9 protein-coding genes and 2 pseudogenes are annotated in these 13,949 nt (G+C 44.8%); all 11 read left to right on the top strand.

Annotation, left to right across the window (positions count from 1 at the left end; all coding sequences use genetic code 11):
- The first annotated feature begins 1 nt into the window (after position 1).
- The 11 genes and pseudogenes from hydG to DESOR_RS27470 all read left to right on the top strand — a co-directional run bounded on the left by hydG (position 2) and on the right by DESOR_RS27470 (position 13,867).
- The gene (gene hydG / locus DESOR_RS18040) at positions 2-1,420 is read left to right on the top strand and encodes a [FeFe] hydrogenase H-cluster radical SAM maturase HydG (protein ID WP_014186018.1); all 1,419 of its coding nucleotides are present in this window, start codon (positions 2-4) and stop codon (positions 1,418-1,420) included.
- Positions 1,421-1,433: 13 nt separating this feature from the next.
- Positions 1,434-2,654 carry a [FeFe] hydrogenase H-cluster maturation GTPase HydF gene (gene hydF / locus DESOR_RS18035; protein ID WP_014186017.1) on the top strand — a complete coding sequence of 407 codons (1,221 nt, stop codon included), beginning with the start codon at positions 1,434-1,436 and terminating at the stop codon, positions 2,652-2,654.
- A complete protein-coding gene (locus DESOR_RS18030) occupies positions 2,632-3,957 on the top strand; it encodes an aspartate ammonia-lyase (RefSeq protein ID WP_345788346.1) in 1,326 nt (441 codons plus the stop codon). Before hydF ends, DESOR_RS18030 begins: the two co-directional genes overlap by 23 nt.
- 52 nt (positions 3,958-4,009) lie before the next feature.
- Positions 4,010-4,414: pseudogene (locus tag DESOR_RS28230) on the top strand (FAD-linked oxidase C-terminal domain-containing protein); the annotation flags it as partial.
- 142 nt (positions 4,415-4,556) lie between these two features.
- Positions 4,557-4,733 (top strand): aspartyl-phosphate phosphatase Spo0E family protein, encoded by a 177-nt coding sequence (locus DESOR_RS28985; protein ID WP_148265286.1) that lies wholly within the window; start codon positions 4,557-4,559, stop codon positions 4,731-4,733.
- 80 nt (positions 4,734-4,813) lie between these two features.
- Positions 4,814-5,131 carry a CGGC domain-containing protein gene (locus tag DESOR_RS18020; RefSeq protein WP_014186014.1) on the top strand — a complete coding sequence of 106 codons (318 nt, stop codon included), beginning with the start codon at positions 4,814-4,816 and terminating at the stop codon, positions 5,129-5,131.
- Between the two features lie 345 nt (positions 5,132-5,476).
- Positions 5,477-5,671 carry a hypothetical protein gene (locus tag DESOR_RS18015; RefSeq protein WP_014186013.1) on the top strand — a complete coding sequence of 65 codons (195 nt, stop codon included), beginning with the start codon at positions 5,477-5,479 and terminating at the stop codon, positions 5,669-5,671.
- A 387-nt stretch (positions 5,672-6,058) separates the two neighbouring features.
- Positions 6,059-6,445: a hypothetical protein gene (locus DESOR_RS18010; RefSeq protein WP_242832347.1), complete on the top strand. Its 387-nt coding sequence runs from the start codon at positions 6,059-6,061 to the stop codon at positions 6,443-6,445.
- A gap of 10 nt (positions 6,446-6,455) precedes the next feature.
- The gene (locus DESOR_RS18005; protein WP_014186012.1) at positions 6,456-8,291 is read left to right on the top strand and encodes a sensor domain-containing diguanylate cyclase; all 1,836 of its coding nucleotides are present in this window, start codon (positions 6,456-6,458) and stop codon (positions 8,289-8,291) included.
- A 342-nt stretch (positions 8,292-8,633) separates the two neighbouring features.
- Positions 8,634-9,123 (top strand): annotated as a pseudogene (locus DESOR_RS18000) (GGDEF domain-containing protein).
- 43 nt (positions 9,124-9,166) lie between these two features.
- The gene (locus DESOR_RS27470) at positions 9,167-13,867 is read left to right on the top strand and encodes a helix-turn-helix transcriptional regulator (protein ID WP_014186011.1); all 4,701 of its coding nucleotides are present in this window, start codon (positions 9,167-9,169) and stop codon (positions 13,865-13,867) included.
- Positions 13,868-13,949: the final 82 nt, after the last annotated feature.

Genomic DNA, 13,949 nt, shown 5'->3' with positions numbered 1-13,949 from the left:
TATGTACGACGCAAAATCAACAAATGCCGAGGAATTTATATCCCATGAAGAAGTTTTGAGTACCCTGGAGTACGCCGAAAAGAACAAAAACAATCTTGAACTCATCGACAGGATTATCGCCAAAGCCAAATTGCGCCAAGGGCTTTCTCACCGGGAGGCCGCCGTTTTGCTGGACTGTGAGATCGAAGAAAAAAACCAGGAAATTTATGCCTTGGCAGAGCAAATCAAAAAGGATTTTTACGGGAACCGTATCGTTATGTTTGCCCCCCTTTACCTATCCAATTACTGTATCAATGGCTGTCTCTACTGTCCCTATCATTTGAAAAATAAACATATCGCCAGGAAGAAAATGACTCAGGAGGAAATCCGCAAGGAAGTGATAGCCCTGCAGGATATGGGGCATAAACGCCTGGCCCTGGAAGCAGGGGAAGACCCGGTCAACAATCCCATTGACTACATATTGGAATGCATTGATACCATTTACAGCATCAAGCATAAAAATGGAGCTATTCGCCGGGTTAACGTTAACATCGCGGCAACCACGGTGGAAAATTATCAAAAACTCAGGGATGCCGGTATAGGAACTTATATTTTATTTCAGGAAACCTACCATAAGGAGAGCTATGAAAAATTGCACCCCACTGGTCCCAAGCACAATTATGCTTATCATACAGAAGCCATGGACAGAGCTATGCAGGGGGGAATCGATGATGTGGGCCTGGGGGTCTTGTTCGGACTTGAATTGTACCGCTATGAATTTGCCGCCTTGCTTATGCATGCCGAGCACCTGGAGGAGGTGTTTGGCGTAGGTCCCCATACCATAAGCGTTCCTAGAATTCGTCAGGCTGACGATATTGACCCATCGTCTTTTGCTAACGGAATTAATGATGATATCTTTGCGAAAATTGTGGCTTGTATTCGTGTCGCGGTGCCCTACACAGGTATGATCGTCTCAACGAGAGAAAGCAAGGAATGCCGGGAACGGGTCCTTAAATTAGGCGTTTCCCAAATCAGCGGAGGTTCGAAAACAAGTGTGGGCGGCTATGCCCAGCCTGAAGAGGAGGATGACAATTCCCAGCAATTTGAGGTCAGCGACACCAGAACCTTGGATGAAGTGGTGAAGTGGCTCATGGACCTAGACTTTATTCCCAGCTTTTGCACCGCCTGCTATAGGGAAGGCAGAACCGGCGACCGGTTTATGAGTCTCTTGAAGAGCGGGCAGATTCAGAACTGCTGCCATCCTAATGCCCTGATGACTCTCAAGGAATATCTGGAGGATTACGCTTCAGAGGCAACAAAAACTACCGGTGAAGCACTTATCCAAAAGGAAATCGGAAATATTCCCAAGGAAAAGGTTCGGGAGATTGCCAGGGAGAACTTACTGAAAATAGAAAAGGGCAGCCGGGATTTCCGGTTTTAGGAGGCTGATCAACATGGGAATGAATGAAACACCGTCGGCAAACCGGGTTCATATAGGATTTTTTGGCAGGAGAAACGCCGGCAAATCCAGTATAGTCAATGTTGTTACAGGCCAGGACCTGGCTGTCGTTTCCCAAGTGAAGGGTACGACGACGGATCCTGTCTATAAAGCCATGGAACTCCTGCCCTTAGGTCCTGTTATGATCATTGACACCCCGGGTATTGATGATGAAGGTGACCTGGGCGAACTGCGGGTTCGAAAAAGCCGACAGGTTCTTAACAAAACGGATGTTGCTGTACTGGTCATTGATGCAGCCGGCAGCAAAACTCAGGAGGACGAAGAACTGATTGCTCTGTTTCGTGAGAAGAAGATCAATTATGTTGTTGCCTACAATAAAGCAGACCTGGCCGGAGAGGAAATGGCAAGAACCGGGGATGAACTATTGGTCAGTGCCAAAACCGGGTACAATATTGAAAAACTAAAGGAACAAATAGCGGCATTGGCGGTAACTGAGGAATCCAAACTGAAAATTGTGGGAGACCTGATTAATCCCTCGGATTTTGTGGTGCTGGTAACCCCCATTGACAAGGCCGCTCCCAAGGGGAGGCTGATTCTGCCCCAGCAGCAGACTATCCGAGATATTCTGGAAGCCGATGCCACGGCTATTGTGGTTAAAGAGTTTGAGCTGCGGGAAACTCTGGAAAGCCTGGGCAAGAAGCCGAAACTTGTGATTACTGACAGTCAGGTCTTTGCCAAAGTGTCGGCAGACACACCCCCTGACATTTTCTTAACCTCGTTTTCCATTCTTTTCGCCCGGTACAAGGGCACCCTGGAACCGGCTGTTAAGGGGGCTAAAGCCCTGGAATCCCTGGAGGATGGGGACAGGATTCTCATTTCCGAGGGATGCACCCATCACAGGCAGTGCGACGATATCGGCACAGTGAAGCTGCCCCGCTGGATAAAAAACTACACCCAAAAGCAGATGAACATCGAATTCACCTCTGGGAGGGAATTTCCTGACAATCTCTCCCCGTATAAACTGATCGTGCACTGCGGCGGCTGTATGCTCAACGAACGGGAGATGAAATACCGCGGGCAATGTGCTGCAGACCAGGGAGTGCCCTTTACCAATTACGGGATTCTTATAGCTTATATGCAGGGGATCTTAAAGAGAAGTGTTGCCATGTTCCCTAATATTCTGGCAGAGATTGATGATGATGACTATGGGCAGTGAAAAAGACAAACTGGGAGAAATTCTCCTGGAAGACGAAACGTTGTACGGTATCCATACTGCCCGGGCCATGGCAAATTTTAAACTGGAGCACAAAAGAACGAATTTGCAGCTGATATATGCCCTGGTCACCGTCAAAAAAGCTGCTGCCCTGACCTATCAGAAGATTGGCTTGGGCAAGGATGGTGTTTATGAGGCTGTAGCGAAAGTCTGCGACTTGATATTGCTGGGGAAAGCGGATGATGCCTTTGTAACGGAAGCACTCCAGGGCGGGGCCGGAACCTCAACGAATATGAATGTTAATGAGGTGATTGCCAATCTTACCCTTCGGGAGCTGGGACATGAGAGGGGTCGTTATGATATCGTGCATCCCTTGGACGATGTGAACAGGGGGCAGTCCACTAACGATGTCTACCCAACAGCCCTGCGCATAGCGGCCATTCAGATGCTGAGAAAACTCAGCGAAGCCTGTGCCAGGCTGCAGCAGGCCCTTCAGGTGAAGGAGAATGAATTCGACAGCATTGTAAAGCTGGGCCGGACGGAACTGATGGATGCCATTCCTATTACCTTGGGACAGGAATTCGGTTCCTATGCTCAGGCAGTGGCCAGGGACCGCTGGCGCTTGTATAAGGTTGAAGAAAGGCTGCGGCAAGTTAACATCGGCGGCACAGCGGTTGGTATCGGCAGTAATGCGGAAAGAAAGTATCGTTTTGGAGTTATTGAAGTCCTGAGAGAATTAACGGGAATTGGCTTAGCTCAGGCCGAGTATCCCATGGATATTACCCAGAATAATGATGTCTTCGTTGAGGTATCGGGGCTGCTAAAAGCCCTGGCCGTGAATCTAATGAAGATTGCCAATGATTTGCGGCTTATGAATTCAGGACCTAAGGGAGGAATCTCAGAAATAACTCTGGCCCCCCTGCAAATGGGCAGTACCATCATGCCCGGCAAAGTGAATCCCGTTATTCCTGAAATGGTGATGCAGGTTTCCATGAGGGTTATGGCCAACGACGCGGCGATTTCAACTGCTGCAGCTCATGGGGAATTTGAACTTAACGCTTTTTTGCCGCTGATTGCCGATTCTCTTCTGGAAAGCCTGGAGCTATTGCTCAATGCCGCAGAGCTGTTTCGTGTAAAGTGTATAGAGCTGATCAAACCCAATACAGAGAGATGCAAAGAGCTCCTTGAACTATCCTGTGCTTTTGCAGCGGCTTATACCCCCTCTTTAGGCTATGATAAAGTAAGTGGCATCATTGAAAAATCCGGCGGCAATCCGCAAAGGGTTAAAGAGCTGCTGGAGGAGTAAACAATCTTGTATAAATGGAAACGGAAAAATTCATCCTTGGAAGGAAGATAAACTTAAGGACATTCCTACAGTTTTACCCCTGAGTTTCACAGATGTTAAGGCTGAAATATGAAAACCTGTGGAATATACGAAAAGGAATTTTCCCGGCTGTCGGGGCTATAAGAGCTTTGGGAACGGGGGTAGTTATCGAAGACGTGGCTTTTCCTATAGAGAATCTTGCCGAGGCGACCATAGCTTTGAGAGAAATTTTGGACAAATATGCCTATGCTGATGCCATATTTATGGGCATGCTCTTGATGGGAATTTGCATTTTGTGTTTACTCAAGACTTTGGCCGCTCTGAGGATTTACCCCGTTATGAAGGATTGATGAAAGACGTCAGCGATCTTGTCGTGAAGCGATTTGGCGGTTCTTTAAAAGCAGAGCATGGGATCGGCCGAAACATGGCCCCCTTCGTTGCCTGCAGCTCGGTTAAGATGAACTTAAAAGAGAAGTTCTACAAAGTAGCTCAGGCTTGTGACGAACAGAGCCCATTCTAAACAAAGACTCATTTTTGTTGAATGGCTGGAGATACTAAGCATTGAAGTTGGAGGGATGCTGGTGTCTGAATTGGATAAAATAGTAAACCAAATTGCAGAATTGCGGGCAAGTACCATCCAGGTACAAGAGAATTTTTCCTCTGCTGGTCCGGAAACTGTGGCAGCATGCCACGAATTGCACACTGCCTTAGATAGATACCAAGGTATACTTATGCGGATAAAAAAGGAAAATTTATAAGTAATAAATCCTTGAAAGGCTGTGAGACATGCCACACCTTATCAATTTAAAAAGTAGTATAATGGTTAAGGGTGGATTTTATGAAGATTGGGATTTTAGTGCGGGAAGAAACCATGCAGATTTGTACAGGTAAGGGTTGCCTTAACGCCTTTTTGCAGAGAAAGGATTCCTTTGCCAGATATGATGAAGAACTAGAATTATTAGCTTTTACTCACACTGGAGGTGATTTAAATCGTAAGATTAAAAACATGATTCAATCCGGTATAGAAGGAGTGCACCTTTCCTCTTGTTTGAGAGCAAGGTCACCAGACTATGCCTCATTACTTGAACGACTATCTGAGCATTTTACTGTTGTAGGATACACACACGGGCCAGAAGTAAGGATCGGGCAAAAGTAACATTCATCAAGAAGAATTTAAGGAAAAATATTAATGCGTTTGCTGAGAAGATAGAAATTCTCATGTCAGCGCATTTTTTTTGTATAAGAAAGGATCCATGTTACGAAAATTCCGGTTTAATATCTCTTGATTTGGGGAAATTGGAAACTATAATACCCAGGCCATTCTATATACGGTAGTAGTTGAAGTGCAAAAAGCTTGTCAAGAAGCGCAATTACTTTGCCCACAAAATATTCTGATAGGATTCTTTAACCCCACAAAAAAATGAAGGCCCCTTCGTATACATTTAGGTAGGAATAATTGGAAGCAAAGGAATAAATAATCAAGATGGAAAGGTAGAAAGGTATGCGTTTATTACAGAGAGATGATATGCCAGCCATCAATAAGTTAATTAAAGAGTTTATTGTTTGCAATGAAATCCAATCAGCAGAGAGCATTCCTATTTTGTTTTTGAACTATTTGCGGAATAATAACATTAAAATTGAAGACGGTAAACTAATAAATGAGTTATTTGATGTTATTGGTAATAAAATAAGTTGAAAGGGACCCTGATTAAAAGGATAGAATGAGCTACCAGATTTTAATCCACCACAAACTTTAGTGTATTGATTGCTTTGACACCAATATACAAAGGTACGCCCGCTTTTATCATGTCTCTTCCATCAACTTATTGCTAAAAAATCCAAATTAATAAGTGCGCCGCATGTGGCCCGTTTGCAATAAGATGCAAACGGGCCTAAATACTTAGCTCTTGAGGGACATTGAAAGGTCACCATGTCTATTAGGCCACATTAGTATTGGAAAATAGTGGTCGGGATGTTAAAATAAATTATAATTTAAAGAAATTTTTCATTAAATGTATAAAATACCCGTTATATAGTAAGCTACAAAGTATTTTGCTTAATAAATTAAAAGGATGATTAAGTTATGATTAGAGAAATAGCATACAATGATATCCAGGTGGATGTGAAGCAGCATTACGATACCCATTTTCTGGTGAAATGTTTAAATTGTTCATTACAGCCGCGGGAGCTGGAACAGCTTAAGGAATTTATATACAAAGTTCATGATCGTGGATTTCCTAATGCTGAAAATGCCTTGAAATATTACTTAGAAGGCAGGTCTTTCAATAAACCGTCACCGGATACGGAAGTGTTTTGCAGTGAATTAACGGCAGAGACTTTCATGGCCATGGGATTCATCTCTACAAAATATGTAGCAAACGGGTATTGCCCCGATGACTTTAATAAAGACGACAATATGCCATCCCTGCAGCCTTTTTACTTTTATAACGGGGCCAGATTGAATAAGTAGAGATGATATTATGAGAAAGACAATCCCTTCGATATTGGTAATAATAGCGCTAATTATACTTGTATCAGCGACCTTATTTTATCATAAACCAACTGCCGCCCAGCCGCCAAAACCAAGGAACGGTGTCCTGGATTTAAGGGACTGGTCATTTGAGAAAAATGGAATGGTTTGTTTAGAAGGCACTTGGTCTTTCTATTTTAACCGCTTTCTGACTCATGAAGACTTTGTAAATGGTGTTGATGTTATGCCAACACCTATTGAAATACCCAGCACCAAAGAGAGCATGGCACATTTCAAGCCCTTTGCGGACAACAAATTCTACGGTACCCTGCGGCTGGTTATAAAACTTCCCGAGGGAACACAGACATATGGACTAAGAACAAATATCATTTTGACTGCCTTTAAACTATACATAGACGGCAATTTAAACGGTGAAGTGGGAAAAGTCGGGACGAGCGGGGAGAATAGCCTTCCATATTACGACATACTCACTACCTATTTTACCCCGGAAAATCATGAAGTGGAATTGATTTATCATACATCCGATTTTACAGCCCAAGATTGTACAATCGTGGCGCCCAAAATCGGCTTAGCCTCTCAGATTTCCAGAGAAGTACAGTTGGGTCTTGGCAGGGATTTGTTTCTTTTTGGTATGCTGTTGATTATGGGGATCTATCATTTCGGTCTCTACATGATGAGGACAAAAGACCGGGCCCCCCTCTATTTCGGAGTTTTTTGTCTCTTGTTTTCCCTCCGTATGCTATTGGTAGGAGAACGCTTTTTGCCAAATCATGTGCATCTCAGCTTTTTTGTTTATGGGCGGATAGCTTATTTAAGCGTGTTTGTGGGCTTTGCAGCTTTGTGTGGATTTTTATACTATGCGTTGGACGGACTATTTGCCAAATGGTTTGTCAAGATCAGTGTTGTTCTGGGAGTATTGTTTGGTTTTCTCATCCTCTGGATCCCCTATAATACAGCAGACTGGCTATTGATCGTATATGCGGTAGCTGGATTTTTATTATTATGCTATGCAATTATTCGCTTAGTTGTTGGCGTATTGGAAGGAGTTCCTTTTGCCAATATCGTGCTTTTAGGGTTCACATTTTTAGGGATAACCTTTATCAACGATTTTATTTATCAAATTACACTTGCCAATACCCCTTCACTGATTCCCTTCGGGGTTTCTGTATTTACCTTTACTCAGGCTTATTCTTTGTCTGCCAAATTTTCCAATGCCTATACAAGAGCTGAGCAGCTGGCTGAAGAGAATAAAGCGATTTTGTCAGAGCTTAAGCTAATGAACAGTAATCTTGAATCCCTGGTTAAGGAACGGACTTCCGATTTAGAAAAGGCTCTGGAGGAAATGGAAGTCATGTCTAAAACGGATTACCTGACTAAATTGCCCAACAGACGGCTTGTGCTTGTCAAAATCAAGGAACTCATTGACAAGAAAAAGGATTTTTACATTGGCTTAGCAGATATTGATCATTTTAAAGACATTAATGATCAGTTCGGGCATGTTAAAGGGGACGAAATTCTTGTCCTTTTATCCGAGATATTAAAGGCAACTATCGGCGGCTGTGGCTTTGTCGGCCGGTGGGGCGGCGAGGAATTCTTAATCGTACTGGAGACGGAGCGATTGGATACCATTTATGACAAGGCTAATGAGATACGCAGGGCAGCAGCGGAATACCGGCACGCAGACATCGGCAAAAACATTACGATTACCATGGGATTATGTCGATACCGGGAAAACATTCCCTTGGATATTCTCATTGCTAGTGCTGATGAGGCTCTTTACAAGGGCAAATTAGCCGGCAGAAACCAGTGTGTCATTTCCGCGTAAGCTACGTCAGCCACCTGAAACATAGAGTCTCCTCACCTTCAAAGCTGCAACTGCTAAAGCAGCTCCAGCTCTAAAAGCTCAAAGTAGTTGTTGATTCAAGCTAGCCAGGTATATTTACTATTTTGAATATTTATAAGAGTTAGTTTTTTGATGAATTTTGGTATATTTTGAGATATAATGTTAAGAAGTTAACTATAATAAAATAACAAAAATGGTGGATGCATGAGACGTAAACAATGGTTTTTATTGATAATTTTAATTACTATTGTGCTATTATTAGCATTTGCTTTTCTCTAATCACATTTCAGCAATTCTTATGTATAATCGAAGAAAATCAGATTCTTGAATCAAAAGGTAATTAGAGATCCTTTAACAGGTTTGTATAATAGAACCTATATAATGGAATTCGATAAAAATGATTCTTTCAACAATAGCAAAAATAAATATCTTATGTTTCTTCACTTAGATTGCTTTAAAGAAATCAATGATACATATGGCCATAAAATAGGAGATTATATTTTACAGAAGACTAGCCAAAGATTAAAAAATCTTCTGAGAAATACGGATATAATATGCAGGTACGGCGGAGATGAATTTATTATAGTTATTAACGGGCGGTTAGAAGACATAAAAAACATAGCTCAAAGAATTATTCAAACAATTCGAGAGCCTTTTAATAAAAATGGAATTATATAATATCAGCGTTAGTATAGGTATTACAGAGATAGATACTAATACAGCTATAGAAACTGCAATCAAACGCAGTGATGAGGCCATGTATAGCGCAAAAAGAAATGGCGGCAGCAGCCTATATTGCTTATGGGAAGAATGATTGTAGATCAGCAGACATGCAGCAAAGGAGGTGGAGGCCAATAATGCTTGCTTTATCAGGATATACCATTGATGAAAAGATTCACGAAAATAGCAGAATCAGAGTTTATCGAGGTTGGAGGACGCGGGACAGTCAGCCTGTGGTTATTAAGGCCCTGAAAGAAGAAGCCTCCAATCCTCTGGGAATATCCCGCCTCATTTATGAATTCGAAATTACGCGGAGCCTGGATAGCCATGGTATTGTCAAACCTTTGCAGATGGAGCAGGAGGGGACGGTTTTTGCTCTGGTTATGGAGGATAATGGCTCTGTATCTTTGCGAGAATATCTCCGACTCAAACCTATTCATATTCCAGGCTTTCTCGATATTGCCGAGCAATTGGCGGAGACCCTGGGGCGGCTCCACCAACAAGGGATTATCCACCAGGATTTAAAACCGGAAAATATTTTAATTCACCCTGAGACAGGGAAAGTAACTATTATTGACTTCGGAACGGCAGTTCTTTGGGGAACTTATGAGTATAACGCCTCAATCTTTCATCCTCCAGCAGGAACTGCCCAGTATATGCCGCCGGAGCAGGCGGGGAGGATAGAAGGAGATGTGGATTACCGCAGTGATTTTTATTCACTGGGGGTTGTGTTTTATGAATTATTGACAGGAAGGCTGCCCTGGCAGGCGGGGGATTCTGAAGAGTGGGTACATGTTCACATTGCCTGTAAACCGAAATTTCAGGAAACAGATTTCTCTGTTCAGCCCATCTGGGCTATTCTTTTGAAATTACTCGCAAAGACGGCAGATGACCGCTACCAGAGTGCTTACGGGCTTTTGCAGGATTTACGGGAATGCAGGCTCCAGTTCAGCCAAAAAGGGACAATTGAGGAATTCCCTCTTGGCAGGCTGGATATATCCTTGAGTCTTCAATTACCCCGCAAGGTCTATGGACGGGAGCGAGAGATGGCAACCCTGCAGGCTGCCTTTGCTAGTGTCTGTGCCGGACAAACACGCATCATCTTAGTCAGCGGCTATGCGGGTATTGGCAAAACTATGCTGGTTCGGGAAGTCTTGGAGCCTTATGCTGCCAAAAAGGCCTATTTTATTACCGGAAAGTTTGACCAGCTCAGGCAAAACAGACCCTATGCCCCTTTGGCGGCGGCCTTTGGGAACCTGGTAAAACAGCTATTGACGGAAAATCAAGCAGCCCTTGATCGTTGGAAGAAAAGAATCTTGCGCACCCTGGGCCGGAGCGGAACGGTGATTACTGAACTGATTCCCGAGATGGAATGGCTGATTGGAACTCAGCCTCAAGCAGAGGTGTTACCGCCCATGGAAGCCCAAAACCGTTTTCTCATGGTCTTAAGAGACTTTATGCGAGTATTTGCCAGGAAAGAGCGGCCGCTGGTCTTGTTTCTGGACGACCTGCAGTGGGCGGATTCTGCTTCCTTGCAGTTCTTGCAATACTTAAGCCGGGATGACGACCTGAGCAATTTTTTATTTGTCGGGGCTTACCGGGATAATGAGACGAACCAAACCCATCCCTTGGTGACTGTGCTGGAGAATCTGAGAAACGATGAGATCCCAGTCCAGCATATTGAGCTTTCCGGCCTGGGTTATTCCCAAGTGGCAGAGTTCCTGGGGGAAACTCTGCACTGTTCTCCAGAAATATCTGCTCCTTTGGCAGAGGTATTATACCGGAAATCCGGCGGAAACCCATTCTTCCTTAGCCAGTTGTTAAAGTTCCTTCATAGGGAGAAACTCTTATACTTCAATATGGAAGCAGGTTGCTGGGATTGGCAGCTTCACCCCATTCAAAACCTGCAAATGCAGGATGATGTGGTGGGGCTGATTTTAGAAAAACTGCAAAAACTCCCTAGGGAAAGCCAGGAACTGCTGAAAACCGCAGCCTGCATCGGCAGCCGTTTCGACCTGAATACTCTCTCCATCGCCGGAGAAATAACCGGCAATGAATTGAGTTCACGGCTTCTGCCTGCCGTTTTGGAGGGCTTTGTTCTTACGGCGGAGAAGGGCAGATATACAGGGAACCAGGATCAGACTATTGGGGCAGAAGATTATGAATTCCTCCATGATAGGATACACCAGGCGGTCTACTCCTTGCTTGAGGAAGAGGAAAAAAAAGCCAGGCACCTGAAGATCGGCCGGCTCATCTTGCAGCAGACTTATCAGGATAAGCTGGATGAAAAAATATTGTCCGTGATGGATCACTTCAACCGGGGACTGGAGCTGATCTCAGACCCTGAGGAACGGCAGAGGCTGGCGGAACATAGTCTCAGCGCTGGCTGCAAAGCGAAAAAAGCAACGGATTACGGTTCAGCTGTAGGCTATTTTCGAGCCGGGATGCAGCTCCTGCCGGAGGATGCCTGGAACAGCTGCCGGGACTTGAGCTTTAACCTGCATATGGAGCGGGCCCAGTGTGAATATATGGGCGGAGATGTTGTGGCAGCGGAAAGGTTGTTTGATGCGGCTTTGAAGCATGCGGCAACGGATTTCCAGCGGGTGGATATCGGCAGCTTAAAGATGCTCTTAAATGCCGGGATGGGAAACTATACGGAAGCTGTGGGCATAGGACTGAAGGCCCTGGGGCAATATGGCATCAGCCTGGATTTATATCCGGGAAAGTTTCATTTTGCCAAAGCCTTATTGGTCTATAAATGGCATATGTATGGCCGTATGATAACAGCTTTAGCTGACCTGCCGGAAATTAAGAATCCCGTCAACAGAAAGGTTGCGGAGCTTCTCATTAGGCTGGCCTGCGTTTCCAGTACCAGCTACACGGATCTCTACGGCCTTATTTGCATTATGTCCGGCAATTATGCCCTCAAATATGGAAACAGTGAAATGGCTTCCATAGGTTATATTGGCTATAGTATTGTGGAAGGCAGCATCCTGGGCAACTACCAGTCAGGTCATGAACTGGCCCGGGTCAGCCTGCAGCTGGCCGAGAAATATGACCTGAGTTTTACTAAATGCATTGTTTACTTTACCGTTGGAGCCATGATTTCCCATTGGACACAGCATGCAGAGACAGGTCTGGAGTATATGAGCAAAGCAGCAGAATATGGGGTAGAAGCGGGGGATGTCTTGATCATAGGCTATGCCCTCAGCACCATTCTGGAAAGCAAATATATTATGGGAACTTCACTGGACGAAATCGCCAAAGAAGCAAAAAAATACCGCAATGAGGCCAGACGGTTGAAGCATGAAGCTATGGACAGGTCTGTAGCCATCTATCAATACACTACAGCCTCACTGCGGGGGCGGGAAGAGGGGCTTTCCGAAACGGCGGATGACAACTCTGATGAAAGCAGTTTCCTGGATTTAATCAAAGAGGATAAGGTTTCCCTGGTTTGCTATCATTTTTCAAGGCTGCAAAGGTGTTACCTATTTGGGGATTACAAGAATGCTCTCAACGAAGCAAAAAAAATGAAAGCCTTTCTTGATGCTATCATGGGTTTTATGCTCACTGCCGAGGGGAATTTTTATCATTCTCTCACCATTACCGCCATTTACGAGGAACTGCCTCCCAGGGAGAAAAGGAAATACGCTAAGATCCTTAAACATAACCAAAAAAAAATGAAAAAATGGGCAGATGCCTGCCCCGAGAACTTTTTACATAAATATTTGCTGGTGGCCGCCGAAGCTGCGCGTCTGACAAATAAGGGACAGAAAGCCATGGCCTTGTATGATCAGGCCATCCGGTCCGCCCATGAGAATGGGTATACCCAGAATGAAGCCCTGGCCAATGAGCTGGCAGCCAGGTTCCATTTTGCCAAAGATCGTGACAAAATAGCCCGGGTATATAGGACAGATGCCTGCCGCGGCTATGCAAAATGGGGAGCCCTGGAAAAAGTGAAGGCGTTGCAGCAGCAATATCCCCATCTGCGGGAGGAAAGATTTGTGCAAGAAATCAAAACAAATTCCGTTGAGATTTTAAATAAGGTCCTGTACAGTTCCGATGCCAGCAGCAGCGAACAGGTCGGTCCGACTGATATGGATATCCTGCAAAAAGCTATCCAGCATATTACGGAGGAAACCGACTCGGACCAACTGTTAAGGGGCTTCCTGGGTTTGGCAGTCCGGATTGCAGGTGCTGACCGGGGATACCTGATTTTAGAGAAGGATGGACAGTTATTTATTGAAGCCGGCCGGCTGGAAGAGCGGCAGACCATAACCGTACAGGAACCGGTTGCCGTGGAAAGGTGTGAGTGTCTGGCCAAAGGGATCGTCCGCTATGTAGCCAGAACCCTTGAAATCGTGGTGTTAAACGACAAAGACCGGACTGGAATTTTTGCAGCCGATGACTATCTCATGCAGGGGCAGGTAAAATCCACAGCCTGCCTGCCTGTTCTATTTCAGGGCATCCCTGTAGGAGTCATATATCTGGAGAACAGTCTGCTGGAGAGGGCCTTTGTTCCGGAAAGGCTGGAGCTGTTAAAGCTTTTGTCCGCCCAGCTGGCGACGGTGAAAAAACTGCAGGATTACCTGGAGGGTAAACAGGAGGAGAGGAAGCAGGCGGCGGTACCCCTGGTCGAACCCCTGACCGCCAGAGAAATAGAGGTGCTTCAACTGATTACAGAGGGATTGTCCAACAAGGAAATTGCGGAAACGTTAGTGCTTTCCAACAATACTGTGAAAAGCTACGTCAAAAATATCTACGGTAAGCTGGGAGCTAACCGCAGAGTGCAGGTGGCTGCCCGGGCGAAGGAACTAAATCTCGTGCAAAGGAAGTAGATTATTACACTTTCCACCCATTCGGGTGGTTTTTTTTGCGCAAATCGGTTGTAAGTTAAAGCTGCAGGTGATGCAAACCATT

The organism is Desulfosporosinus orientis DSM 765 (genome assembly GCF_000235605.1).
Classification (GTDB): Bacteria; Bacillota; Desulfitobacteriia; order Desulfitobacteriales; family Desulfitobacteriaceae; genus Desulfosporosinus; species Desulfosporosinus orientis.
Note: the sequence above shows the minus strand (reverse complement) of the source record. Positions and strands in the feature narration are given on the sequence as shown.

Excerpts from the sequence above, each read along its gene's own strand:
- hydG (WP_014186018.1), top strand. The coding sequence starts at position 2 with ATGTACGACGCAAAATCAACAAATGCCGAGGAATTTATATCCCATGAA.
- hydF (WP_014186017.1), top strand. The coding sequence starts at position 1,434 with ATGGGAATGAATGAAACACCGTCGGCAAACCGGGTTCATATAGGATTT.
- DESOR_RS18030 (WP_345788346.1), top strand. The coding sequence starts at position 2,632 with ATGATGATGACTATGGGCAGTGAAAAAGACAAACTGGGAGAAATTCTC.
- DESOR_RS18020 (WP_014186014.1), top strand. The coding sequence starts at position 4,814 with ATGAAGATTGGGATTTTAGTGCGGGAAGAAACCATGCAGATTTGTACA.
- DESOR_RS18015 (WP_014186013.1), top strand. The coding sequence starts at position 5,477 with ATGCGTTTATTACAGAGAGATGATATGCCAGCCATCAATAAGTTAATT.
- DESOR_RS18010 (WP_242832347.1), top strand. The coding sequence starts at position 6,059 with ATGATTAGAGAAATAGCATACAATGATATCCAGGTGGATGTGAAGCAG.
- DESOR_RS18005 (WP_014186012.1), top strand. The coding sequence starts at position 6,456 with ATGAGAAAGACAATCCCTTCGATATTGGTAATAATAGCGCTAATTATA.
- DESOR_RS27470 (WP_014186011.1), top strand. The coding sequence starts at position 9,167 with ATGCTTGCTTTATCAGGATATACCATTGATGAAAAGATTCACGAAAAT.